Annotated in this window: 27 protein-coding genes; 7 read left to right on the top strand and 20 right to left on the bottom strand. The window is 40.6% G+C overall.

Features of this window, described 5'->3' with window-relative positions; all coding sequences use genetic code 11:
• Positions 1-89: 89 nt before the first annotated feature.
• Positions 90-524 carry a DUF3122 domain-containing protein gene (locus IQ246_RS00135; protein WP_370588444.1) on the bottom strand — a complete coding sequence of 145 codons (435 nt, stop codon included), beginning with the start codon at positions 522-524 and terminating at the stop codon, positions 90-92.
• A 354-nt stretch (positions 525-878) separates the two neighbouring features.
• Here IQ246_RS00135 and IQ246_RS00130 point away from each other — a divergent pair, with 354 nt between their 5' ends.
• Complete coding sequence (locus tag IQ246_RS00130) at positions 879-1,190, top strand: threonine dehydratase (protein ID WP_193998950.1); 312 nt, start codon at positions 879-881, stop codon at positions 1,188-1,190.
• A 36-nt stretch (positions 1,191-1,226) separates the two neighbouring features.
• Here the strand turns inward: IQ246_RS00130 and IQ246_RS00125 are convergent, their stop codons facing one another.
• The 3 genes from IQ246_RS00125 to IQ246_RS00115 all read right to left on the bottom strand — a co-directional run bounded on the left by IQ246_RS00125 (position 1,227) and on the right by IQ246_RS00115 (position 2,392).
• Positions 1,227-1,391, bottom strand: coding sequence for a hypothetical protein (locus IQ246_RS00125; protein ID WP_193998948.1), 165 nt, complete (start codon positions 1,389-1,391; stop codon positions 1,227-1,229).
• A 187-nt stretch (positions 1,392-1,578) separates the two neighbouring features.
• Complete coding sequence (locus IQ246_RS00120) at positions 1,579-2,205, bottom strand: methylated-DNA--[protein]-cysteine S-methyltransferase (RefSeq protein ID WP_244141885.1); 627 nt, start codon at positions 2,203-2,205, stop codon at positions 1,579-1,581.
• Between the two features lie 40 nt (positions 2,206-2,245).
• On the bottom strand, positions 2,246-2,392 hold the full coding sequence (locus IQ246_RS00115; RefSeq protein ID WP_193998946.1) for a hypothetical protein: 147 nt from the start codon (positions 2,390-2,392) through the stop codon (positions 2,246-2,248).
• A gap of 298 nt (positions 2,393-2,690) precedes the next feature.
• Here IQ246_RS00115 and IQ246_RS00110 point away from each other — a divergent pair, with 298 nt between their 5' ends.
• The 5 genes from IQ246_RS00110 (at position 2,691) to IQ246_RS00090 (ending at position 11,558) form a co-directional block, all read left to right on the top strand.
• Entirely contained in the window at positions 2,691-3,275 is a 585-nt protein-coding gene (locus tag IQ246_RS00110) for a hypothetical protein (RefSeq protein WP_193998944.1), read from the top strand.
• Between the two features lie 1,550 nt (positions 3,276-4,825).
• Entirely contained in the window at positions 4,826-5,428 is a 603-nt protein-coding gene (locus IQ246_RS00105; RefSeq protein WP_193998942.1) for a helix-turn-helix domain-containing protein, read from the top strand.
• A gap of 21 nt (positions 5,429-5,449) precedes the next feature.
• Positions 5,450-8,554: a peptidase domain-containing ABC transporter gene (locus IQ246_RS00100; protein ID WP_193998940.1), complete on the top strand. Its 3,105-nt coding sequence runs from the start codon at positions 5,450-5,452 to the stop codon at positions 8,552-8,554.
• A 372-nt stretch (positions 8,555-8,926) separates the two neighbouring features.
• Positions 8,927-10,486, top strand: coding sequence for an HlyD family efflux transporter periplasmic adaptor subunit (locus tag IQ246_RS00095; protein ID WP_193998938.1), 1,560 nt, complete (start codon positions 8,927-8,929; stop codon positions 10,484-10,486).
• Between the two features lie 289 nt (positions 10,487-10,775).
• Complete coding sequence (locus IQ246_RS00090) at positions 10,776-11,558, top strand: peptidylprolyl isomerase (RefSeq protein ID WP_193999183.1); 783 nt, start codon at positions 10,776-10,778, stop codon at positions 11,556-11,558.
• Positions 11,559-11,822: 264 nt separating this feature from the next.
• Here the strand turns inward: IQ246_RS00090 and IQ246_RS00085 are convergent, their stop codons facing one another.
• From IQ246_RS00085 to IQ246_RS00010, 16 genes are all read right to left on the bottom strand, one after another.
• The gene (locus IQ246_RS00085) at positions 11,823-12,254 is read right to left on the bottom strand and encodes a hypothetical protein (protein ID WP_193998936.1); all 432 of its coding nucleotides are present in this window, start codon (positions 12,252-12,254) and stop codon (positions 11,823-11,825) included.
• Positions 12,255-12,395: 141 nt separating this feature from the next.
• Positions 12,396-13,436 carry a WD40 repeat domain-containing protein gene (locus IQ246_RS00080; RefSeq protein WP_193998934.1) on the bottom strand — a complete coding sequence of 347 codons (1,041 nt, stop codon included), beginning with the start codon at positions 13,434-13,436 and terminating at the stop codon, positions 12,396-12,398.
• Positions 13,437-13,540: 104 nt separating this feature from the next.
• Complete coding sequence (locus IQ246_RS00075; RefSeq protein ID WP_193998932.1) at positions 13,541-14,044, bottom strand: ferric reductase-like transmembrane domain-containing protein; 504 nt, start codon at positions 14,042-14,044, stop codon at positions 13,541-13,543.
• A gap of 259 nt (positions 14,045-14,303) precedes the next feature.
• Positions 14,304-14,465, bottom strand: coding sequence for a hypothetical protein (locus IQ246_RS00070; RefSeq protein WP_193998924.1), 162 nt, complete (start codon positions 14,463-14,465; stop codon positions 14,304-14,306).
• Between the two features lie 293 nt (positions 14,466-14,758).
• Positions 14,759-15,463: an iron-containing redox enzyme family protein gene (locus IQ246_RS00065; RefSeq protein ID WP_193998922.1), complete on the bottom strand. Its 705-nt coding sequence runs from the start codon at positions 15,461-15,463 to the stop codon at positions 14,759-14,761.
• Positions 15,464-16,354: 891 nt separating this feature from the next.
• Entirely contained in the window at positions 16,355-16,492 is a 138-nt protein-coding gene (locus tag IQ246_RS00060; protein WP_193998920.1) for a hypothetical protein, read from the bottom strand.
• A gap of 165 nt (positions 16,493-16,657) precedes the next feature.
• Entirely contained in the window at positions 16,658-17,761 is a 1,104-nt protein-coding gene (locus tag IQ246_RS00055; RefSeq protein ID WP_193998918.1) for a T3SS effector HopA1 family protein, read from the bottom strand.
• Positions 17,762-17,864: 103 nt separating this feature from the next.
• Positions 17,865-19,043: a phosphotransferase family protein gene (locus IQ246_RS00050; protein WP_193998916.1), complete on the bottom strand. Its 1,179-nt coding sequence runs from the start codon at positions 19,041-19,043 to the stop codon at positions 17,865-17,867.
• 192 nt (positions 19,044-19,235) lie between these two features.
• The gene (locus IQ246_RS00045; RefSeq protein WP_193998906.1) at positions 19,236-19,442 is read right to left on the bottom strand and encodes a hypothetical protein; all 207 of its coding nucleotides are present in this window, start codon (positions 19,440-19,442) and stop codon (positions 19,236-19,238) included.
• A 268-nt stretch (positions 19,443-19,710) separates the two neighbouring features.
• Entirely contained in the window at positions 19,711-19,947 is a 237-nt protein-coding gene (locus IQ246_RS00040) for a hypothetical protein (protein WP_193998904.1), read from the bottom strand.
• A 168-nt stretch (positions 19,948-20,115) separates the two neighbouring features.
• The gene (locus tag IQ246_RS00035; RefSeq protein ID WP_193998902.1) at positions 20,116-20,337 is read right to left on the bottom strand and encodes a hypothetical protein; all 222 of its coding nucleotides are present in this window, start codon (positions 20,335-20,337) and stop codon (positions 20,116-20,118) included.
• A gap of 134 nt (positions 20,338-20,471) precedes the next feature.
• A complete protein-coding gene (locus tag IQ246_RS00030; RefSeq protein WP_193998900.1) occupies positions 20,472-20,702 on the bottom strand; it encodes a hypothetical protein in 231 nt (76 codons plus the stop codon).
• Between the two features lie 162 nt (positions 20,703-20,864).
• Complete coding sequence (locus IQ246_RS00025) at positions 20,865-21,101, bottom strand: hypothetical protein (RefSeq protein ID WP_193998898.1); 237 nt, start codon at positions 21,099-21,101, stop codon at positions 20,865-20,867.
• A gap of 604 nt (positions 21,102-21,705) precedes the next feature.
• On the bottom strand, positions 21,706-21,981 hold the full coding sequence (locus tag IQ246_RS00020) for a hypothetical protein (protein WP_193998896.1): 276 nt from the start codon (positions 21,979-21,981) through the stop codon (positions 21,706-21,708).
• 274 nt (positions 21,982-22,255) lie between these two features.
• Positions 22,256-23,773 carry a pitrilysin family protein gene (locus tag IQ246_RS00015; protein WP_244141884.1) on the bottom strand — a complete coding sequence of 506 codons (1,518 nt, stop codon included), beginning with the start codon at positions 23,771-23,773 and terminating at the stop codon, positions 22,256-22,258.
• A gap of 38 nt (positions 23,774-23,811) precedes the next feature.
• Positions 23,812-25,401, bottom strand: coding sequence for a pitrilysin family protein (locus IQ246_RS00010; RefSeq protein ID WP_193998894.1), 1,590 nt, complete (start codon positions 25,399-25,401; stop codon positions 23,812-23,814).
• 159 nt (positions 25,402-25,560) lie between these two features.
• On the opposite strand from IQ246_RS00010, the gene IQ246_RS00005 reads away from it, so the two are divergent.
• Positions 25,561-26,175, top strand: a complete 615-nt coding sequence (locus IQ246_RS00005; protein ID WP_193998892.1) for a TetR/AcrR family transcriptional regulator — start codon at positions 25,561-25,563, stop codon at positions 26,173-26,175.
• The last annotated feature ends 29 nt before the right edge of the window (positions 26,176-26,204 follow it).

Raw genomic sequence — 26,204 nt, 5'->3', positions numbered from 1 at the left:
TTATATCGAATTCTCTTTTATTAAACCTCAGAGTGGATACTATTTATAGATTAGCGCATAGATTGACAGTTCTCAAATAGCCCATTTTGTCAATCTATTTCTGTCACTAACCATTGCCACTCAGTTACTACAGTGTTGGGTATATTCAGAACCAATGGCTGTCTAAAAGAAACTGGCACATAAAGTTTAAGCGCATCAGTTGTTGTCAATTTAGGTAAGACATCAGTTAATTTATATTCGCCCACATTCGGCGCGGGTGCAGTTAAAGCGTATGCATCCGATGCACTCAGCAAGTTTCTTTCTGCTGTCTCAATGAGCAATGGTTGAGGGTGAGCAATTTCAACTACACCAGGAAAAGCAACCAAGCGCAACCGTAAGTCTTTGACTGGACTATTGTAATTTTGTTTGAACAGCAGAACTTGCCAAGCATATCCTTTTTCATCTTTGATAGATACTTGCGAGTGATAACGCAATACATCTGGAAAATCATGGTGTTGACGCAGCAGTGCGTGTGCTTCCTCCACACTCCATCCACCTACAGTCAATGCTAGAAGGACTACTAGAGCGCAACGCCAGAAATATTGTTGAAATTTTCGTTTCTTGCAACACATAATCAGGACTTACGCAAGTGTCATATTTTTAACGCCAGAGGTTGTCCAGAGTCAAAGGTCAAAAGTCCAAAAAACCTTGATTCTTGAACGCCACTTGCTTTAAGTCAAAAGAGCCGCAAGGGCGCAGTGGCTCCCCTTGACCCTTGACCCTTGACTCTTATACCAGAAGCCTTGTGTGCCAGTTGCGTAAGTCCTAAGAATATTGGAAGTACTGCATATTATCATGGAATTAGGTCATCCAGATAAAAGGTAATTGTAGAGGTCGCTATGCTTCGTATAACTCAAATTCTTCGCAATTCTTTCATTCGAGTGGAAGGCTTTTTCTCGGTTATTTTGAACATTTTTTCTAATTTTGCTAGAAATTTCTTTGGCTTCTTTGCTAAAGTATTCGGATTCACAAAACCTGGTTATTTTTTGGAATCTGATGAGGCACAGGGTATAAAGCAAACTTCGGCTAAACAGTTGAGCGAAAAGGCTCAGTATACTACTCCTACAACTGCGACAACTAACCGGCGTCGTTCTAATGCCAAAATTGAAGATTACTACATTAATATGGCTCGTGATGTGAAAAAGAACTAAAAACAGCCATTCACAAAGTAGTACAATCGTTTGCTTCTAATTAGTATCTAATTTGCCATCGCGGGCTGTAACTTCAAATAATAATCCCACTTCATCATCATAACTTTGAGCAGGTGAAATAATTTGACACGTCAAATTATGATGTAATATTACCATTGATTGGGGTACACCAAGACCAATGGCAGCAACAGAGAAAGTCATTGAGCAAGTGTATCGATGTACGATGGGCTAAGCCCCGCCGAGGCGATCGCAGTTAAGAAAAAAACCTCTGGAGTCCCCAGAGGTTATGGTTCCTGATTTAGTTTCCACTTGTGACTACAATTTGTCTTCAGTCATTTCCTGATGATTAAGGAGATTATTTTTGTCATTACCAGGCAAAAAATATATTTTATGTCCGTGCTTCCCGTTCGATAAGAGTGCGTTTGCGTTCGACGCCCCATCGATAGCCCGACAATGCCCCGTCATGACGCACAACCCGATGGCAAGGGATCGCCACTGCTAAGGCGTTTGCACCGCAGGCCTGGGCGATCGCCCGCACTGATTTTGGCAAACCGATGCACTTGGCGATGTCAGTATAGCTCACCGTCGAGCCGACTGGAATCTTCTGCAAAGCTTGCCACACGCGCTGCTGGAAAGCAGTACCCCGGACATCAAGAGGCAAGTCCAGCCCCAATGCCGGCGCTTCGACAAAGCCCACAACTTTCGAGACAATCTGCTCAAACTCGGTGTCCCCGCCGATTAAATTAGCCTGTGGGAATCGGTCTTGCAAATCGCGTGTCAGTACCTCTGGATTGTCACCCAGAAGAATGGCACAAATCCCGCGATCGCTTTTGGCAACGAGAATCGATCCCAAAGAGCATTCGCCGACAGCGGAGTGTATATCTGGATGAGCGCCATCGGCGCGATAGTTTGAAGGTGTCATACCCAATACCCTATCTGATGTTTCGTAGAACTGTCCGTTGGAGTTGTATTCGGCGGTTTTCTGGACAGATATAGTCCAATTTAGCTCAAACAAAAAGAAGCCTCTCACTCACCGAAAGGGAGTGTGCCGTCGTTTAGATGCCAGTACCGCCAGTGCCAGTGATTATGTCGCTGCCAGCAAGGGTGTTAGCGATGCCTGTATTAATTATTTGCTCAGTCCCTGACCGGGGGGCAATGTCAGCCTTGTTGGTAAACGTTAGACTTGAAAGTTCTATTTCCATAAGAAAACCTCGGAATTATACAGAGAAAGGAAACAAGGGCGTATCCAGTCCTTGGGAAAGGGCAAACGTACTAATCCTGAAACGACGATATTAGCCATTGAACAGGACTGGACGCCTCAAATATGTTTTTTCGCTGAGCACAGCATATAAGCAATACTTACTAAATATTAATATTGTATATTAAAATTAAATGTTTTTGTACATCAAAAAAGCGTTTAATAACTTGATAGATAAAGGTTTATCTAAATCAATCAAGCAGACTGAACTGTTTACAGATCAACATTTAGAGGCGTATTTCATGCAAATCCAGAATTTGTTTCCCCATGCTGTCGGAGCCGCATTCATCGCTTTAGTCACAGTGAATATGCCTTTAGCTCGTGCTGAACCAATTGCGATCAGCAATCCTAGTTTTGAATCTCCTACTCTTTCTCCAGGTTCGTTCAATATTGCAGACATAACGGGATGGTCAGTGATTAATACTGGCAATCCCGGAGTATTCAGACCTTCTTCCATATCATTTGATTCGGCATTTGACGGAGTTCAAACACTCTATAGCAATGGTGGCACTGTATTTCAAACAATTCCAACTGCACTAGCTCCTAACACGGTATACACCTTGGGTGTATCCGTGGGGCGAAGACGAGATTTTATAACCTTTCCAGGGTTTACTGTTGAGTTACGTGCTGGTGGGACTGTCCTAGCTTCTGCCAATCAGAATAATATCCGGCTTCCAGATCCAGGCAAATTTGAGAGGTTAACCCTTACCTACGTGAGTCCCCGCACCGTTTCTCCAGGACAACTTCTAGAAATACGTTTCAAATCAAATGGTGCACAGACTAACTTCGACTTCGTTACATTAGATACGCGATCTTTTTCCCCTTAAATAAAAAACTCCATCCCCTTGTGGGTGTAGTTTCTGGACATGGAGAATGGGGAAGAGTTACCAATGCCCAATGCCCCAAGTCGGCGGGCGGCTATCCCTCTACAGACACCTAGGGATGGAGTTTACCGCCGACTTTCTATAAAGTCGAGCTAAAGATAGATACGGATATAGAAAATACGTCAGATGTTTACAAAGCCATAGCTTTACTACTATGGATAGATGTAAATTAGCTAAATATTCACAAGACATGTTGTGTTTTTTAACAAATAATAATAGTTAAAAAATAAGGTTAGTATTCTGTTATTTGATATAACAAAATTTTTCAACCTAGCAATTATTGTGTTAACAGTTAATTGAATAACTAAGCAATTACTTTTAAGTCCGGATTAATTCATTTGTTTTTGATAAAGTCATTATTAAAATTCAATGAAGATTTTTACTTTTTAGGAAAATATATTGTCTAGATGTAGGAAAATTTTTAGATAACAGTGGATTAAGATAAAGGGTGAGAGACTGTCACTTGTTCGTTGAACTTCTCTTCTTAGAGAATTTCAGATTTATCACTCTGGTGCTGATGAAAATATAGTTAATGTTAGGCTACTGTCAAAATTAGATTTGCTGTACTCATACCTGACCTTCGCTGCTTCTAGGTTCCAGCTTTTGGAACAGGTTTGAACCTCTTTCTAGTAATTAGATTTTAACCTGCCTAAATACTGGGATGTTGACCTATGAACCTGTATTATAGAGTTCAGTAAAATCTTCAAAATAAGAGTCACTATCAGGCTATATATTATTTTCCTGCTATCGTTAACCAGGTATAAATAGTCTCAAATAATACTACTATTTATGCACCAGACTTGGTACAAAGTCCATTAGATTTATCAAAGAAGGCAGGAGGCAGAGGGCAGGAGGCAGGAGGAAAACTGCCCTCAGCAAGACTGCCGCGACCAGAGGGAGCAAGGGTTTAAGACCCCCTCCAAATTTTCGATTTGGTGGCTCTTTTTCAGGAGGGGTTTGAATCCTATAAGTGAAAAAAAACCTTCTGCCTCCTGCCTCCTGCCTCCTGCCTCCTTCAACAGATTAACCAGTGAGTAGTTCACTGATGCTAAGTGTTTTACCAGTGACTGCTGATTATTTAGGGACATAATAGCTATGTTTTATGCATATTTTGTTAGAGCTTGCTGCTGTTTGCGAACTAGATACTCTCGCAATTTAGAAGTGCAGTTTTTAACAAAACTTTTGCTGGATGGACAAAATAAAAAATCGCATGATGTCCTTTAGACTTTTTGATTACCTCTGTGTTCTAGACGAAGCCAATTAACGTCGGATATTGAGGGATCACAATGTGAACTAACACGGGAGTACTTCTTACTGTTTTAAAAGTTTAAGAGGTTAAAAACTAGTGTTAGTTGCACATCACGTAAATCCTGATTAACGTCCTAGCACTAATAAATTTTGCAACTGTGAATCCTGATATTTCAGAATTTAAAAAACAGTTGCAATGGACACATTTGCCCACATTTTGCAATTGACGGCAACTGGTAAAAATTATGACAGAATATTCCAGTCAAGATCAAGCCTTTGAAAGCTATGATACGCAAGAAAGCAAGTTTTTAACGCCTTTTCAGCGAAAAGCATTGTTGAAGAACTTGCAAGCCAATTTGCAGCCAGAATATCGCCGGCGGATTGAAATTATGTTGCTGGCGGATATGGGTAAATCTCAAACCCAAATTTGTGAAATCATCGGTTGTTCCCAAGAGATGGCGCGATACTGGATTGGTATAGCAGAAGCGGGTCTGGCGCACAAATGGAATGAGCGGCCCATCGGTAGACCAAAAACTGTAAATAATGAATATATTGAACGGCTGAAAGAATTGGTCAGCCATAGTCCGCGTGAATATGGCTATGCATTTGGTTACTGGACAGCTCAATGGTTAAGCAAACATTTAGCAAACGAATTTGGCATTGAAATTAGCGATCGCCATGTTAATCGCTTGCTCAAGCAAATGGGACTTTCCACCAAGCGCAAAAACACTAACCAGCAAGAAACTGATCAACAGAATAAGGATGCTGGTATTACAATCGGCGACTTGCAATCTAACTCCGAACCTAGTTTGCATTGGTCATTCAATCTGATTCAGACCAATAACTAATACAGTTTTGGAGGTAAGAAAATGCCATCAGCGTTTTCCCAGCAACAGTTAGCTGAACAACTCACCCAAACCTTGGGTGAGTCGCTGTCAGACGAGGAACTTGACAGGTGTCTCAGAGCGCTGGAAATCGTCGAACCAGCAGTGGCAAGGCAGTTTTGGCAAGCAGCTACAGCCGAGCCAGGAATTTATATCATCCTTACAGGTAAAGTTAGACTACTGGATAGCTCTAATAACTTAATCACCACCCTCTTACCTGGAGCATCATTTGGCGAGCTGACTTTATTTCCACAAGAGGAATTTAGTCCTTATGTTGCTAGAGCTTCGGCAAACTTAAAGCTTTGTCATGTTAACCAAGAAGCGCTGCAAGGGGTAATTCGCACATCCCAGAGCATCCGCGATCGCCTTTTAGCACGCGCAGAACTTTGGGATTTGCTGCTGTTTTGTTCCCAACACTCTCTGATTCCACGTAACACATCTGTAGAAGAGATTTTCAAAGCACTATCCCTATTTGAGCGACACACTTTAGAGAGTGGTTCCCTAAATGCCAAACTTACCAAAGATACTAAGCTTTGGCTGCTGCGTCTCGGAGAAATATCACATTCTGACGGGCAAAGATTGACACCAGGAAACATCTATGTAAACCCAAAACAAGGAACTTTACAGGTAACACAACCAGCGATCGCTTACAGTTTGAGGAATGCTAATTGGCAGACAGCACAACAACACTGGCCGCAATTAGCAGAGCTGATAGACTTTCAGGAACGGCGGTTAGAGACTGGGGACTGGGGACACTCCGACAAGCTCGGTGCATCGCTGGGGACTGGGGAAGAGAAAGGCGCTTCCCAATACTCAACACCCAATACCCAATACCCAATTCCACAGCCAGATCCCGATCCAACACCAAAGCAAAAGATCCAACGAGCCTACTTTCCCAGCCCAACGGTGACAGCGAGGCATTGGTGGGGACGCCTAACCAAACGGTATCCCTTCTTTGAACAACAAAGTTCCTCAGACTGTGGAGCCGCGTGTTTGGTGATGATTTGTCGCTATTGGGGTAAGCGCTCTAGTATCAACCGCCTGCGGGATATCGCCAATATCAATCGCAGCGGGGCATCAATGCGGGGTTTAACAGCAGCCGCAGAAACTATTGGCTTTACTACCCGTCCTGTGAAAGCCAGCCTTGATAAATTAGCACAACAATCCTTACCAGCGATCGCTCACTGGGAAGGTAAGCACTACATAGTTGTCTATGAAATCGGTAAAAAGCAGGTGATTGTTGGCGATCCCGCCATTGGTCAACGTACCCTTACTCACAGTGAATTCAAAACTGGTTGGACTGGTTATGCGTTGCTATTGCAACCCACAGCCATGCTCAAAGAAAACCAGGAAGCGATCACACCATTCTGGCAGTTTTTTGATTTAGTCAAACCTCACTCACAAGTGCTGCTAGAAGTGTTTATGGCTTCGGTGTTGATTCAGGTGTTTGGACTGGTTACACCTCTATTTACCCAGTTGCTATTAGATCGTGTGGTTGTACAAGGTAGCACCTTGACTTTAAACGCTGTAGGTTTAGGATTGCTGATTTTTGGGTTGTTCCGCGTCGCCATCAACGGACTACGGCAATATCTGCTGGATCACACAGCTAACCGCATTAGCGTCGCGCTGTTGGTAGGTTTTATCAAACATACCTTCCGCTTACCTCTAGCCTTCTTTGAGTCGCGTTACGTCGGCGATATTGTCTCTCGCGTTCAAGAAAATCAGAAAATTCAGCGCTTTTTAACTGGAGAAGCACTGTCAATCATTTTGGATTTGCTGACAGTGTTTATCTATGTGGGGCTGATGTTTTGGTACAGTTGGCAGATGGCATTGTTCAGCTTAGCGATCGTGCCGCCTTTTGTGCTTTTAGCATTAGTCGCCACACCTTTCTTGCGCCGCATCAGCCGCGAAGTTTTTAGTGCCGCAGCCGCAGAGAACAGTTATCTGATTCAATCCCTCACGGGAATTCGCTCAATTCGCTCTATGGCAATTGAGCAGACAGTACGTTGGCATTGGGAAGAACTGCTGAATAATGTCATTAAAAAAACCTTTAGCGGACAGATAATTAGTAACCAACTGCAAGTCTTTAGTTCCGGGATCGAAACGCTAGTAACTACAGGATTACTTTGGTTTGGGGCATGGTTGGTAATTCAAAACCAACTGACAATTGGACAATTAGTTGCATTCAATATGTTGTTAGGCAACGTAATTCGTCCTTTCCAAAGGCTTGTAGTGTTGTGGAATCAATTGCAGGAAGTGATTATTTCCACAGAGCGGATTAATGACGTTTTGGAAGCTGAACCTGAAGAAGATTTACAATATCAACCCCGCCAGTCTTTACTAAATTTAAGGGGTCAAGTTCACTTTGATAATGTGACTTTTCGCTATCACCCAGAAAGTGATATTAACGTGTTAGAAAATCTTAGTTTTGAAATCAAAGCTGAGCAAACAGTAGCAGTTGTGGGGCGTAGTGGTTCTGGTAAAACCACCTTATCCAAATTGATTTTGGGTCTATATCCGCCGACAGACGGAAAAGTGTTGATTGATGGTCAAGATGTGACTAATATTTCCTTGCGATCGCTGCGTTCTCAAATTGGTGTTGTAGACCAAGATACCTTTTTGTTTGGCGGTACGATTCGTGAAAACATTAGCATTGCTCACCCAGAAGCCACTCTAGAAGAGGTTATTGAAGCGGCGCGTTTAGCAGGAGCAGATGACTTTATTAAACAAATGCCAATGGGTTACGAAACCCAAATTGGTGAAGGTGGGGGTATGTTATCTGGTGGACAACGCCAACGGCTGGCGATCGCTCGTGCTTTGCTAGGAAATGCCTCATTCTTAGTTTTAGATGAAGCAACCAGTCATCTAGACGCCGAATCTGAGCGAATTATTCAGAACAACCTCAAAAAAATTCTCCAAGGACGCACAAGCCTGATCATTGCTCATCGCCTCTCCACAGTGCGTCATGCTGACTTGATTTTGGTTTTAGATCGCGGTGTATTAGTCGAAAGTGGTACTCACGATGAATTAATCACCAAAAGAGGTCATTACTTCTATCTCAACCAACAACAACTGGCTCAAACAGCTTAAGACCCCTCCACTTCGTTTCGGGAAGTCAAGAGTCAAAAGTCCAAAGTCAAAATATTGACCCTTGACCCTTGACTCTTGACTCTTGACCCTTGACTCTTGACCCTTAACCCTTGACCCTTGACCCTTGACTCTTGACCCTTTGTGTCGCCTCGTTCCCAGCCTCCAGGCTGGGAATGTATTCCGAGAGGGCTGCTGCCTCTGCTCAAGCCACTGGAGGCGGAGCCTCCGAAAATGGTTTCCTAGCCTCCAGGCTAGGAACCAGTTAGGGCAAAGCTTAGAGCTTTTCTTAGTGCCATTCACTCTTGACCCTTGACTCTTGACTCTTGACTCTTGACCCTTGACCCTTATTGAATCTGGAGTTTTAAATCACTTATGCCACATATATCTCACAATTCATCATACGCGCCCCCCACACCAAAGCAGGATGAGTATCTCCTGTTTGAGGACGCGACGAGTACCGTTGTTCATCCCCGGACACAGAAAACAACTCAGAGCAATGATTGGTTTTATGGCACAGAGGAACTGCTAGATGCTTTGCCAAAAGCCTGGACGCGCTCCATGTTGTATTTACTGATTAGCTTTGCTGCGATCGTCTTACCTTGGTCGATGCTTTCCAAAGTTGATGAGACAGGAAATGCTAGAGGACGTATGGAACCCAATGGAGCAACCCAAAGATTGGATAGTCCAGTTACTGGTAGTGTTACTACTGTTAATGTCAAACCAGGCACAACTGTCAAAGCAGGACAGGTTTTAGTTGAACTGGAATCTGATGTTCTGCGCTCAGAACTGCAACAGACGCAAGCAAAGCTGGAAGGATTAATAAATCGGCGATCGCAACTAGATCTACTCAAAAACCAAATTATCCTGACTATTAACATTCAAGAGCAACAAAATCAATCCCAACAATTGGAAAAAATCGCTCAAGTTAATCAAGCACAGCAAAACCTAGATGCGAGAAAGAGTGCTTATCTCTTACAAAGAATGGAAAAACAGGCTTTAGTGGAACAGGCTAGGCAGAATATCAATTCCACCCAAATTGCTCAAAAGTTAGCTAACAGTCGTTTGAGCAGAGATGCAGCAGAAGTCAAACGCTATCGTGATCTTTTGAAGCAAGGTGCAATTGCCCAAACCAAAGTTGTGGAACTAGAAAAGACAGCAGAAGAAAGCCTGAGTTCGTTGGAAGAAGCCAAAGGCAATATCAAACAAGCTCAGTTGCGCCTACAAGAGCAGTTCGGCAATTATCAGGCGATTATGAGTCAAGCCCAGTCAGAGATTGAGCAAGCCAAACTGCGCCTACAAGAGCAACAAAGCAGCTATCAGAGCGTGGTTCAATCAGGTAAACTGGCGGTGCTCAAAAATCAGGAGCAACTCAAAGATGTGCAATCACAAATTACATCTCTACAATCGGAAGTTGCTCAAACCGGAAGTCAGATTGCATCTATTAAGTACCAGTTACACCAACGAGTAGTGCGATCGCCTATTGATGGTACAGTTTTTGAGTTACCCATTCAAAAACCTGGGTCTGTAGTCGAACCAGGACAGATGCTTGCCCAAATTGCGCCTACCAATACTCCTTTGATCCTCAAGGCACAAATGCCCAGCGAACAAAGTGGTTTCTTGAAGGTGGGAATGCCAGTTAAAATCAAGTTTGATGCTTATCCATTCCAAGATTATGGAATTGTGGAAGGGCGCGTTAGTTGGATTTCACCTAACTCGAAAGTTCAAACTAATAACCAAGGCAGCCAAAGCAACATAGAAACTTATGAGTTGGATATTACTCTAGATAATCCTAATATCCAAATTGCCAACAGACCCATCCCCTTAGCAGCTGGTCAAACAGCAACCGCAGAGGTCATTATCCGCCAGCGTCGGGTTATTGACTTTATCTTAGATCCGTTTAAGAAGCTGCAAAAAGGTGGTTTAGAACTTTAATCATTAGTTATTAATTAATTAGCTAATGACCTACGCTGAGAATACAGTTATTTTTACCATCGACAATGGTCAGTAGTAAACAAAACTGACCATTGATGACTGATGTTCATTAAAAATAAAAGTCTTTAACTTAAAAAACATCTATATTTGTTGCTAGATAAAGTATTAACGCTACTATTAAGTAAAGACGATAGTTTGCATTTACTAAAGACAAAATATATACATTTATGTCGTCTATAAACAGCTTGCATCACCGATAAAACAGGTTGATAAACGGAGGAATTAGATGATGTCTCAAGTATTAACTGTTTCTCCTGAGGATATTTTTTACCACATCAAAATCTCGTGTCAAATACCTAGTATATTGGAAGCGATCGCCACTCGCAAACTTATTACCGATGAAGCTGAAAAAGCAGGAATTAAAATTGAAACAGAAGAACTGCAACAAGCAGCAGACAACCTACGTTTAGCTAATCAACTTATGAAAGCAGAAGATACATGGACATGGTTAGAAAAATATCATCTTTCTCTGGATGACTTTGAAGCAATAGCCCAAACTAACCTCCTATCTGCCAAGCTAGCAAATCATTTATTTGCAGACAAAGTTGAACCATTTTTTTATGCACATCAACTCGATTATATCGGAGCAGTAACTTATGAAGTAATATTGGATGATGAAGATTTAGCTCTAGAACTGTTTTATGCTTTACAAGAAGGCGAAATAAGTTTCCAAGAAATCGCCCGCCAGTACATCCAAGATCTAGAAACTCGTCGTGCTGGAGGATATAAAGGAATCCGTCTTCGGAGTGAATTTAGACCAGAGTTTGCAGCAGCGATTTTTTCTGCTAGTCCTCCACAGATTCTCAAGCCAATCACTACGTTAAAAGGAGTACATATAATTGCCGTTGAGGAAATCATTAAACCTCAATTAGATGAGTCGCTACGTCTTAAAATTATGGGAGATTTATTTACTAATTGGTTAAAGCGACAAATCACTGAGATCGAAATAGTAGCAAAGCTGACTGGGGATGTTAATTCTCAATCATCTAAAGTGATGCATAATCAGGCTTAAGACCATAGGAGGTGGGCATTAAAATGCTCACCCTACAGTTTACACTCTCGTGTTCCAACTCTTAATCGACTCCCACGAGTATACGCCTTATCTATATATAAATTTTGTATTTTCTATTTAATAATTCGATATTTATTCTGTTAAACACAAGTTGTATGTTTATAAAACACATCTTACAGCAATTTTCATGTATTTGAACCACATCTGTTGTTGTATGGGCAATTAATGAATTGCCCATACTTGCTGAAAATAGCTGTAAGCAGATCATTTTTGAAAATATCGATATGTGCCTACCAGAGGAATTGCAAAAAATATGAGAAATATAGTATTGAAGACAGCATTTTGCCAAAACCCTGCTGATATAGACAACGAACTGTCCAGCATGAACCACACGAGTACTGATACTGTCATGGCGTACCATGCTTCACGTTGGCCGCGATAAAATGGCCCTACAAGAATGAAGAGCAAAGTAACACTCCAACCGACCATTACAGCACCAAGTATGCCATACAAAAATTTAATATAAGAATATGCGATTTCACCAAATGTAGTGTGTGCTTGGGAGGATGAAAACAACATCGCGTTAAAGAACAACTGCATGAAATCTGGTAAGATAAGCAAGCTAATGCTAAATATAGTTACCCCACAGGTAACAATGACTAACCAATACCACCATAAACGAAACCATAAATTCATTAGAAACTCCAAGTTGAAATTGGGCTAGGAACTTTAGTCACAACCAATGAACGAATTACTCAAGCGTATGTCCTTTTAAAATCTCTTTAATTTTTATTAGGAAATAAGATGCGTTTGCCCTGATCTCTTCACCCTCTTCTTTTAGCGAAGGTATTGACTCTTTATAGTCCATAGTTTGATAGTTTGATCACCACTACCACTAGCTAGAGTCTGCCCATCTGGACTGAAAGCAACAGACCACACAGGGTTGGTGTGGCCCACAAAGTTACCTATGAGTTGACCAGTAGCTAAATGCCACAGCTTGATTGTTCTGTCATTACTACCACTGGCTAAAGTTTGACCGTTCGGACTGAAAGCAACAGACCACACGGCTCCAGAATGCCCCGCCAGTGTCTGTAACACTTTGCGATCGCTCAGATGCCAAAGCTTGATTGTTTGATCACCACTGCCACTAGCTAGGGTCTGTCCATCTGGACTGAAGGCAACAGACCACACGGCTTGAGAATGCCCCATTATTGTGTGCAGGAGCTTAGGATTGCGAGTATCTAACTGCCAAATCCTTATGGAGCCATCTGTACTACCACTGGCTAAGGTCTGATTATCGTGACTAAAAGCAATAGACCTCACCCAGTCTGCATCCTGGAGCGTAAACAGCTCTTTGCCTGTGTCCAGATTCCAGAGCTTAATGGTCCTGTCGGCACTACCACTGGCAAGTAATTTACCGTTGGCACTTATAGCAATAGCCCCTACATCGTCCTTATGTCCATCAAGAGTACTTATTAGAGTATTCGTCTCCAGATTCCATAGCTTAATCCGGTTATCCCAGCTACCACTAGCAAGGATACGGCCATCAACAGTGATGGCGAGGGATGTCACCGCATCAGTATGACGTTTGAGGGTGTGCAGTAATTTGCCAGTATGCAGATTCCAAATCTTAATCGTGCCATCATAGCTGCCATTGACTAGAGTTTTGCCATCTGGACTAATGGCGATCGCATAAATCCAGCCTGAATGGTCTTTGAGAGTGCGATCGGGTTGAATAATTGGGACAGATAAAGATTTAACAGCAGGTGTAAACATCTTGAATGGCGACTGTAATCTAGACAAGCTGATACCCACAGAGGCTGTAGTACTAATTACCAAGGCTGTTATAAGTTTCTTATAAATTGGTTTTGACAGCATTAAGGAACTTCCAATTACACAATATTTTTGACAAACAGTGACATGATTTAGTGATTTTAGTTGGCAACTTTGCTGGAGTTAGCTTCGGTTCAGATATTTGTTGCTTACCTGTCTTCAATCCTAAGCCTGATCAAAAATAAAGCAATAATTCCCATAATAGTTACAATACTAATAGGAGTTAAATACGTCCAATGACCAGACATTTTGTCCAAGATATGCCAAACCAAAAAAAACATAGCTAAGTAAGTTAGCTTATGTAGTTTTTTCCAGTTATTCTTCAGCGTTTTTACACTCAAATTGTTAGAAGTTACAGCCAGAAGTGTAAAAATCATCAAAGTGGTTATTCCTTGGATATAAATTTCAAATGTCTTTAGGTCAAAAAAATCAAAGTTTCTCTTTTGGATCATCATTAATCCGTGATCTAAAGCTAAAAAGAAAGAGATAAGACCGATACTGCGGCGGTGTTTCAGTAGTAATTTAGGAATACCAGTCTCTTTAGTTTTGGGAAAAACAATTCTCAGAATTGTGGGGAGTAATGTTATAGAATAGCTAACTAATGCCATCAATCCGAGAACATTAGCTAAAGACGGTTCATCGATTGTGAACATGATTAATTTATGTTAGTTGTCTAAAGATAATTTACGCGTTAGGTACTTTTAGTAAAAAACTATAGCAATCTGACTTAAAACATGAGAGAATGCGGAGATTAAAAGTACCTATTTCTAAGCTTTGTAGCTATTTTTTCTCTCATAAATGATTGATATTGCTATAGTAATCTTCTCTATACTTGAATAAGTGGAAATCTAACTTATCGGAACTAGTATTTTTAATTGCGACATTCTCAAATAAGTTAGACCTGCCACTACCTTATGAATCTCCATCCAATGTGAAGTCAAGCACAATTTCAAAGCCACTACCAGCATCTGTAGCAGAGATTTGTTTGTTACCGGATTGAGATTGATCGAGGTGGATCAAATTCAGATTATTAATTGGACTCTCTCTATCTTGAGATGAAGACGATTCAACCATCCATCTGAGTAACGCTCCTGTCAATCTCTTAATTCTTAGAGCGATCGCACTCAATATTCTGCGCCGTAATGGTTATCCTTTCATCACAAAAACTCAAAGATTTCTATCTAATGATATTGACAAACTTTTTTTTCTTGTGGAATGAAACAGCCCTGCTGTTTTAAGGAACTTTGGGGGTTTAAGTCCCCTGCCTCTATAGGCAGCGCGTTTTGTGTCGGGGTTTAAATCCACGTCACAAAACGTAATTGCGAATTGCGAATTGCGAATTGGTTTAAGAGGGGGTAAGTGAATAATTAAGCTTGCTTAACTAAGGCAGAGTTGTAAATGTTGTTCCAGAAAATATCCCAGCTTTGTTTAGCCTTATGATAACCAGCAGCTAGGTCATTTATACGGGTTGGAACAGCATCAACCATTTCATTAATAGCTTGTCTAACCATTTGATTATGGATAATATCAGCCTCACCTACATGGATATCCCAAAAAGTCCAATCAATATTGGAATCATTCATTTTAATATAAGAATTATTGAGCATATTCTTGTGCATAGCTGTTAAATAAACTTGACATAGGCACTCTCCACCCATACCACGTAATCCTATAGCATATGCTGTCGATCTATCTTTTGTCAGTTGCATTAGCTCTTTAAGGAGATTTACGTTGTTAGTATCTGCTGAAATTTCAAGTCTATCTTCATTAACACCCAGGCTGATGAGAAAATTATCCCATATTTTTAGGTGGGCAGCTTCGGCATTACCACTACCTAACTCTTCAGATAAAATTTCAGCAATTAAACTTTTAAACTTTCCTGGAGGAGTTTTGGAAATCAAAATTCCCAAAGTATCAGGGTAACTCTCAGTAAAATAGCGATATTGTAAGCAGATCTCTTGCAACACTTCGAGTGGTACATTTTGTAAATATTCTAGTTTTTCATCAACCATATATTCAGCTTCCAATCGAGCCTGATCTGTCATCAACCAAAATTGTTCACGTGTAATCATAAAGCCTCCTAATAGTAGACAAATGCTTATTTTTTAACACCTTAGCCAAACAAAGAAGTAGCCTAGTTTTTGCCGAAATAGCCCAACACAAGACCATGCTTGATGATTAGGCAAAACGTCAAACCCTAGTTCAGACGTATACGCAGTCAACAAAGGAAGCAAGGGTTTGAGTAAAGTGTTGAATCAAAAATTCAGCAGCACCTATTTGGGTGAGGTTGGAATCCCTACCCAAATTCATCCTTCTTCCTTCGGTTTCAATAGAGAATAAGACTGGGAAATACGGAGAATTTTGTAATGAGTAATGTGTGATTCATCATTGTCGTAACACTGAACATTTGGATTTTTTAGATGCTTAATCGCGCAAATAAAAATTTTGACTCGAAATTCGGTAATAGTTTGCTTTTTTACAAGGAAACTATGCGTTTTTCAGCCGTGATTAAATGTTTATCACTATTTTCAGGTCGTGTAAACATCTTTACCCAATCTTGAGGATGCTGCTTTATATAAAATCTTATACATGATGTGATAAACATCATACTAACTTTATTCTCTGTCTGAAGATATTTAGTTCGCTTATTAAAAATTAGGTATCTTATGAAATTTCGTTTGCTTATTGATGAAAAAGCATTACTTTGTTGTTAAAAACGCAATTTCTTTTTGTGATAGTGATAATTGTGTTGTAAAAGGTTCTGCTGAAGAATACATAAGATTATTTTATATATAAACTGCATATATCTCTGCATTAGCAAATATCAAGTTTATATAGGCTTTATATAAGGGTGTGAGTATCAACGGATGCTGTTGGCGAAATATTTCTTAACATTGCCGACAAAGAAAGCGCGATGTCTGGAAGATATTAAATTTTGCCTTAGAAATAGCTTTTTGGGTGATTTAGAGCCTGTCAACCAAAAGTTTTAGCTCTGCAATCATTCTATCTAAGGCATTTTGCGCTATTTTATAATCAGAAGCCTGCCGCCCCAACTTTAATTCAAATAAAATGCGATCGCTTCCAGCGGGCGGGTACGCCATCGCCTATCGCATCAAAATCCATAATGTCATAAATAAAAGTAACGGTGGAGCGTTCCTTCTGTAGGGAATTTTCTTTTTTAAGATCTCAAGAGAACTAAGTTATTAATTTTGGATCAAGTCGAGCTTAGGTAGAGTCAGAAGACAGAAGCCTCCTAACTCACCATTTTATAAATTTAAACAAGTGTAGATATCATCTGAGTTGGCATTGAGATAAGGACGCTGCAATTCAATGTCCCGTAAATAAAAATGTTGTATGATCAATGCCATCCGACCGGCTGGTGTATTATTGCCTTGCTGCCAAGCATCAAGCAAACCATTGGCAACAACTTGACAGCGGTTTGTACCAAAACTTTCTTGATCGCCAAATTTTTGATTTGGTTCTTCTGCGATCGCCAATCCAGGTGCTAGTAACTTAGTAAACAGAGGTACTAGCTCATCAAAATGGGATTGGTGTTCTGCATACACCATTTCTAATACTTGGTGAACAATTTTATAGTTGCTTTTGCCAAAGTACAGCACAGCTGAATCATAACGATCATAATCCGAAGGGTTGTATAGCACTTTAAATGAGAAAGAAATCCCCAGAGCGTTAAGTTGGGTTGTCAAACTGTGCATAACTGCAACTGCGCCTTCTGGAGTTAAGTTGAAGTAAACGCGCACAATATTTTGATGATTTGGGGTAGCAGCGGCGTTAGCTACTGCCATATAGAATCCGTTTTGTACAATATTCTTAGGCATTTTGATCGCCACCGACTTCCCGACAGTGACAGCTTGATCTTGTGGTTGCAAATGGAGTTGACGCTCAATATGCAGCGTCAAACCATTCTTTTGTACCATCAAAGTGTCATCTGTTACTTCTTCGACTACTAGCCAATCATGGCTAAAGTAACCTTCACTCCTGTTGCTTTCGTGCAGGCGATCGTAAAATGCTAAATCTACGCCTAACAAGGTATTATTTTCGAGATTTTGGTTTAGTGCTAAATTCGTTACCTCTGCATTAGAGCCGAGGCTACGTTTCAAAGAGCCGTTGTAATAAATACCGTAAAGAAAACTACGCAGTTGCAGACTTAAATACTTATTCTGGAGATCCAAAGGCAATTGCTGAAAGCGAGAAACTGCTGACTCTGGCAATTCCAAAGGTTGGTAGTCTGGGTGTTTAATAGAATAGTGAGACTCAATTTGAACCTGATGAACAATATCTTCCAGTGATGTCTGCAACGACTCTGGAACATCTTGCAGTTGACTTTCCAATGAATCTAATAGTTGCATATATATTTTTGCCTGTGAGTTTGGGGAGAGTCAGGGAGGGGGAAAGGAAAAAGAGGAAAGGCTGAAATTTACCCCTTAACCTTTTCCCAGTCCACATCTGTTTCTAAACGGAGGCTAAGCTTGTGGGAACAAGATACCGGACTTCCATACCGAAAATCGTAGGAATTGATGCTTCTGGACGACACAGCAAACTCTTAGCAACTTGAAGCATACAAACACCCACATTCCCAAAGGTTTTTTCGTGCTGGAGTTGTGCTTGAATGGCTCTAATTAAGGCTAAGCCACAAAATTGCATGACTCGCTGTAAGAAATCAGGACGACGCTCTAAGATTTCGGGGAAGTGAGCTAAATAAGCAGTAGCCAGTGCTGCAATTGAAGGTTGCAGGAGTTGTAAAGGGGTTGTAGCTAAGCGTAAAGATTCTTCGATCGCGATCGTGTTACTAGTAACTAAGCTGTATAGCCAGATTTGCAGGTAGCTGGCTACCAGTGTTCCTAAATCATTGGCTGGATCTCCCCAAGCACCGCGTTCCCAGTCAATCAATCGAATGATGCTGTCAGTTGTAGGCGATTCTTGAAAAACTGCGTCTTCCCAATCTAAAGATAAAAGAATGTTGTTCAGCTTCAGATCATTATGGGTTAGACAACAAGGGGTGAAAGCATTGCTCAAATCTGCGATCGCTTTTCCAAGGCTATCATAACGTTGATAAAGCGCAAAGAATTTTAAACCATAACTAGGAACCATACCAAACACCGCCGGAGTGATTCTATCTAAACCACGAGCTAGATTAGGAGTTTGTTGACTTGTATCCTCAGCATTTTGGATAAACTCTCGATAGTCTGAATGATCAATAGTTAGGCGATGAATTGACGCCAGAGTAGTTCCAATTACCGTTGCGATCTCACTAGGAAAGTAATTTTCCTTGATGTAAAAATCTGTCAGATCACGATAGTTGCTTAAATAATTGAAAACAAGGATTGAATATGTGGCGTCAAAATGCAGCGCTTCCGAAAAACATGAGTAAATTGGGCTCAGTTTGGGAAATTTTTGTAAAAACTCATGAACTTGCCATTCCTTAAAAAACTCACCAGCCGTTTTACCTTCTCTGTTATAACGCTCTTGCTTAACGAGGAGTTTCCGATCCTCCGCTAAGCTGAGTAACAAGTTAAAGTTTTTAGCAGGTTTTGGCTCAATGTTGTTCAAAAGCTGATCTTCTTGAGTACACAAACCTTGGGAAATGAGGTAGTCTAAAACATTTTGAGAACTCAATACAAATGGTGGCATACTCTTAGATAATTTTCAACGTTAACAACTAAAAATCCTTGCTTAGTTAAAAGTTCATTTTGGTAGATAGAGAAACTATATATCCACCATAAAGATGTCCAAAAAGCAATCATAAGTAACCTTTTATCGCTCATTGTCTCAGGTTGTGATGAAATCATCACTAAAAGATAATTAATGTTGTTGTGGCATGAATTATTTAGCGTTGAATGACTTTGCAATCCATACAATAGTGTTGATAGCAAAGATTGCGATCGCAGCTTCAAATATTTTCATGCCAAGGTTAAAAGTCTGAGCAAAAGCGTATTCTTCACCACCATATATAGAATCCACATCATTTACATTGATCAGGAAGATTTCTGAATCAGTGATATGCAGTTCAGAAATTGTGATATTTGCCATTTACTTCATCTCTCAAGCAATAATCAAACAATTACTCAATGTAATTCAGATAAAGCTGTAAATTAGTAAATTGGACTCAGCAATTAGCTAGATATTAGTCAAATACAATGTGGGCAAGGTTAATATTGATTAACCATTTTGCTAGGTATATAACCTGATTGATTGAAAATCAAGCCCATACATAGAAACCGAATTTATTTGGTTCACGTATTGGGAATTGATTTTCTACCAAGAGAGCGAGATAGCTCAGTATTGAACTACAAAGCTATTAGTAATTAGAACTGTCGTGAGAGCTAAATGACTTGGCTAAGTGGACAATCTGATTAATAGCATAAGTAATGACATATCCTTCAATTAGCTTTGTGTATCCCGAATAGTTACTGAAACCAGAATCATAACTACCAGAGATAGAATCTAAATCGCTCATATCATTGAGAAAACTTTCAGAATCTTGAAACAATTGAGAACCAGTGTTACGCAGTTCTGAAAAAACTATAGTTGCCATAATGTACTCCTAAAGTACTTGTTGCAAATTATTTATTGAAATCTTAGCTTTATAGCTTCTCCTGAGTATTTGGTAATTGATAAATCTCAGATTTACCTCAGATATTGAGATTGCTTTTACCTTTTATCTCAGGAGAGCCAGATAGCTCAGTAGTAAACTACAAAGCTATTAGTCATGAGAACTAAAGGACTTAGCTAAGTAGGTAACATGACCGATGGAATATACCATCACATATCCCTCAATTATCTTTTCAAATCCATCAAAATTACTAACGCTAGAATAACCACCAGAGATTGCATCTACATCGCTAAGGTCATTGAGAAAACTTTCGGAATCTTGAAACAGTTGTGAACCAGCATTGCGTAGTTCAGAAAGAGTGATAGTTGCCATGATTAACTCCTAAAATACTTGTTGCGAATCATCTGTAAATTGCTTAGTTTGGTTACTTATCCTGGGTGTTTAGTCATTTAGAAATCTCAGATTTATCACAGAGATTACTTTTCTCTTAAACCCCAGGAGAGCTATTAGTAACCGCTATTAGAACTGAATGACTTAGCTAGGTAGGTGACATGACCGATCGCATAGATATTGACATATCCTTCAATCAGCTTGTCAAATCCGTGAAAGTCGCTGAAGCCAGAATCATAACCACCAGAGATTGCATCTACATCGCTAAGGTCATTGAGAAAACTTTCGGAATCTTGGAACAGTTGTGAACCAGCATTGCGTAGTTCAGAAAGAGTGATAGTTGCCATGATTTTCTCCTAAAGTACTTGTTGCGAATCATTTGTAAATTGCTTAGTTTGGTTAATTCTCCTGGGTATTTGGTAATCAATAAATCTCAGATTAATTACAGAGATTAAATTTACTTTTGATCCCAGGAGAACTATCTAGCTTTGTATCTTACTACTAAGCTATTAGTAATCAGAGTAACCGCTATTAGAACTGAATGATTTAGCTAAGTAGGTAACATGACCGATAGCATATACATTGACATAACCTTCGATTAGTTTGTCAAATCCCCAAAAGTCACTGAACTTATCATAACCACCGGAGATTGCATCTACATCGCTAAGGTCATTGAGAAAACTTTCGGAATCTTGAAACAGTTGTGAACCAGCATTGCGTAGTTCAGAAAGAGTGATAGTTGCCATGATTTTCTCCTAAAGTACTTGTTTTCAATTGAGTAGTTTTTGTGGGCAGTTAAGCTGTGGTTCGCTTAACCGTTAATGCCATTTTTATTCAGAATAATTAGCAAAGTCAAGGCTATAAACCTGGCAAAAAAGACATAAATAAATGTCTTTAGTCTTTATAAAATATATGTTTAAAGCTGAGAAATTATTTTTTAATTGATAGTAATGTGAATTGTCAATATGGGAGCATCCTGTTGTAGCGCATGGAAAACTCATACCAATTTGAAAAGAGAATGCGACAGATAGACCATGTAGAGACGTTGCATTGCAACGTCTCTACTACTAAAATATTTGTTGCAATCATTAATTGAATCGGTATCACTATAAGGACATGACAGCAGAGCATTAGCATGAGCTAACAACAAGATTCCCGACTTCATTAAAAAATCGAGAATCTGATATTTTCGATTGTCCCAAATTAAATAAAATTGCTCCAAAAGCTTTATACAAGCATTAATTAGTTAGTATTTTTAATAAGAAACCGTGCGTTCTAACATTAATTAGATTTAAAACGCACGATAATCAGAAGAAAATTTAATTTAAAACAGTCTGCTGACTCATGCATCTATTCTTCTACTTCTATACTCTGAAGTGTTTGATTGAGTTGTGACGACAGCCGATCAAGAACATCATTCATATCATCTATCGTGGCTGTTAAGACACTTGTGTCGATTGTGACCGTATTTCCAGTTGTTCCAGTCACTCCAGTTGCTCCAGTTGTTCCTCTTCTTCTTCTTCTTCTTAAACCACCCTCCACAGACTTCATTTCCCAAGGTTCTAATTCAGTGAGCAGATTCTCATTACTACTAGTATCCAAATTTGAGATTATTATCTTCGCCATTTTTCCCTCCCGAAATACGGTGATATTCAATAAAACACTCTGGGATCAGATTAAGCTACCAATCCAAAATCCCTCTCTACTATTTTGTAATGTAATCTGATATATTCAAGGTTTTTAGGCTGATTTCAAAGACATAAGAAAAGGAGTTTCGTCTTTTAAATGATCAGTTTATAGATGATATTGGTATTTTGGTCGTTCTATACAAGTAGAGACGTAATATATTGCGTCTCTACTTGTCATTTGATCGGAGTTTGCTATGGACGAGCAACCTCAATTAATTCTTCAGCTGTGGTTGTGAAGTGGGAATAGTCACATCTATGGGTGTCACCTGTGTTGCTAGCTGCGTCAAAGGTGGTTGAATGGTGGTTTGATTCCCCACCACCAAAGTCACGATATTTTCTGGCTTGAGGTATTGCTTTGCTACCCGCTGTACATCAGCCGCTGTGGTAGCGGCTACGGCTTTTTGATAGCGAAACAGGAAATCAGATGGATAACCGTAATATTCGTATCGCATCAACCTTAACAAGGTTTGGCTGGGATCTTGAAAGTTGAAAACAAAGGAGTTAAGCGTAGACTCTTTGGCAAAAGCCAGTTCTTTTGTTGTCACTCTTTGCGCTTGGATACGCTTGATTTCAGCTTGCAAGGATTTGACAAACTGCACGGTAGCATCAGAGCGGGTTTGTCCACCAGCAATAAACATGCCAGGGTAATCGTAGCGAGGACTCCAGAAGCCGTATACTGAGTAAGCTAAACCTTGACGCGATCGCAATTCATTAAACAAGCGTCCGCCAAAGCCATTTAATACCCCATTCAACACATCCAGCGCCGCATAATCTGGATTGTCGAATCGTCCGCCTAAATGCCCAACAAGAATACTACTTTGCGTCAGTTGCGGCTGATTCACAAAAAACACTCCGCCCTTATTAGCTGGCGACACCTCTGGTAACTGGGGTTTAACAAGTTTGGGGTTACGCTTCCAGTCGCCCAATTTAGCTTGAATAAGCGATCGCATTTTTTTAGCATCAAAATCCCCCACAATTCCCAAAATCATATTATTTGGGTGGAAATATTGCTGATAGAAGTTGACCAAATCCTGGCGAGAAACCTTATCCAGCGTCACATACTCCATCGTGCGGGCATAAGGGCTTTCTTTGCCATAAATTAATTTCTGAAATTCCCGACTAGCGATTTCATCTGGATCGTCATTGCGACGAGCAATACTACCCCTGGCTTGTGTTTTAGCTAAATCTAGCTTTTCCTGAGCAAACACTGGTTCTCGCAGTACCTCAGCAAACAGCCCGAATACCATTTCTAAATCTTCACTGAGTGCTTGAAAACTGGCATTACCACTAGCTTCGCCAATGTTAGTTTCCACCGCAGCCGCTCGTTGTTCCAATATCTCGTTTAGCTGATCAGGTGAATGCTTCTTAGTTCCTCCAGTCCTCATCACCTCACCTGTAAAGTCAGCCAAACCAACTTTCTCTAATGGTTCCACGCGGCTTCCTGTACGTATCAATGCTGTACCATTCACCAAAGGCAGCTCATGATCCTCCATCAAATACACAACCAAGCCGTTTTGCAAAACAAACCCTTCATACTTGGGTAACTTAATCTCAGCTAGCGGTGCAAGCTGCAATTCCGTATAATGCTTTGCCTCCGCCGTCGCCGCCAGAGAAAAGTTAAAAGTAAAAAGTAAAAAAGCAAAAGCAATAACTAAGGCAGATAACAGCCTCTTACTCTTTTGAATTTTAAATCCCATCTGCCTTTTACCCTTCACCTTGTACCTCTGCATATTTCTCTTCCTTTGCTTTCTTTGCGGTTCGTTTTTCATCACTGTTTCGACAACAACTTGCCAATCGTGCGATTCTCCGGTGTAAACGCCGCCTTTGCTACCCGCTGAACATCAGCCGTCGTCACCGCCGCAATTTGATCCAACTGCTTAAACAAATTTCGCCAAGAACCAGTTTTCACCTCATATTCCAACAATTGCTGAGCCATCCCCATATTGGAACTGAGAGTACGTAACAATGTCGCCCTTGCTTGAGTTTTCACGCGCTGCAATTCAATTGCTGTTACAGGCTGAGTTTTTAAAGAGTCAATTTCCTTTCGTAAAGCTACCGCCAACTCATCAACTGTATGTCCAGGAGCCGTGAGAGCATAGAAAAATATCAAATTCGGATACTTATCCCCCGGAAATCCACTGAAACCTTGAGCATTTAAAGCCAAGCGTTGCTGTTCTACCAAAGATTTATACAACCGCGACGTCCGCCCATCACTTAATAAACTGCCAATGATTTCATAAACCGCATTATCTGGGTGAGTAATTGCCGGACGGTGATAGCCTTCTAAATACCACGGTTGAGAAGGTAACTGCAAAGTAACTTCCCGCGTTTGTGACTGCTTCGGTTCTACCGGGATTTGCTCAACAGCTTTTGGTTTTGCTTGATAGCGTCCAAAGTAAGTTTGCGCTAGTTTTTTCACCTCAACCGGGTTGACATCTCCAACAATGGCGATCGTTAAATTGCTTGGTACGTAGTAGGTTGCAAAAAACTTCTCTACATCTTCCAGTGTGAGGTTGCGGATATCTTCGTCATAACCAATTACCGGACGCCTGTAGGGATGGACTTTGTAAGCAGTATCGATAAACTTCTCCACCATCAGCCCAATGGGCGAATTCTCTACCCGCATCCGTCGTTCTTCTAAAATCACATCTTTTTCTTTATAGAACTCGCGAAATACAGGTTCTAGAAATCGCTCTGACTCCAGCGACATCCACAGTTCCAACTTATTGGCAGGAAAACTGTAAAAATAACGGGTGGCTTCGGTAGAAGTGTTAGCATTTAAACCTACGCCTCCAGCTTGTTCCACAATTTGCCCCAGTTCGTTTTGCTTGACTAGCTTGGCTGCTTGTGATTCTACTTGTTTAAACTCAGCTTGTAATCGGGCAATTTCATCTTTTTTACCATCGGCTTTCGCTGTTTTAATTTGGGTATCCAACTGCTCCAAACGATCTAAAAGCGGTTTCTCTGCTTTGTAATCTTTTGTACCAATGCGTGTCGTGCCTTTGAAAGCTAAATGCTCAAGAAAGTGTGCCACACCTGTTTTTCCATCTGGCTCATCCACACCACCTACGTCTGCATAGGTAAGAAAGGAAACCACTGGGGCTTGATGCCGTTCTAAGACAATGAACTTTAAACCATTGTCGAGACGGAATTCTGTCAACTGCTTGATTACTCGATCTAGGTAAGGTTGTATTGAAGTTTGAGGAGGTGCTGTTTGAGTATCAGCCAGAGCGATTTCTGGTAGCAATCCCCACCAAAGCATGATCACAGACAACAAGGTGACAAACAGCCTACGTAATGTTAGGGATACTTGATTTGACCAATACAACATTGGTCGAAAACAATTGGACTGGTTCATAAGCAAGAAATCAAAGTAAAGTTACACTACCTGAAAATAAACTATCTACCAAAGATGACGTTAATCTTGTATTAAGCTTTATGCGTTTATGCGCTTTTTGTACTTAACGTTAGACAATAATGCTACAAAACGTGTTCCGGAGATTTCACCATAACTGCTATGCGAGTTTTTAATTCTCCCCCGCCTTCAGAGGCACAAACGCGCACCCGCATTCTACAGGCAGCACAGCGTTTGTTTGCCTCCAAAGGATTTGATGGCACTACTACCCGTGACTTAGCACAAGCAGCAAGTGTAGCCGAAGGTACGCTATTTCGTCATTTTCCTAATAAAAAAGCGATTTTGGTGGAAGTAGCCACTAGTGGGTGGGTAGAGATTCTCACAGACTTGTTGACCGAATTGAGTGAAATGGGCAGCTATAAGGCTGTAGCTCAAGTGATGCGCCGCCGGATGTGGAATTTCCAGAAAAATGCCGATCTGATGCGGGTTTGTTTTATGGAAGTGCAGTTTCACCCAGATTTACGCGATCGCATTCAATTAGAAGTCATCACCAAAATGACTGATGTGGCCGAAGCATTCTTTCAAACAGCTATGGATAAAGGCATTTATCGCCAAATGGATGCCAATCTTGTTGCTAAAGTTTTTTTGGGAATGTTTGCGATCGCAGGTTTTTCCAACAACACCCTCATGGAACCTGACGCCTCACCCCAAGAAATGCAACAAATGGCAGAAGGACTTGCTGATATCTTTCTCAATGGTGTATTGGTTAAGGATTAGGGATGGGGGATGGGGCATGGGGCATGGGG

Origin of the sequence: aff. Roholtiella sp. LEGE 12411 (genome assembly GCF_015206995.1) — a bacterium.
Lineage (GTDB): Bacteria > Cyanobacteriota > Cyanobacteriia > Cyanobacteriales > Nostocaceae > Komarekiella.
The sequence above is the reverse complement of the archived record's forward strand: the minus strand, read 5'-3'. Positions and strand labels throughout refer to the sequence as shown.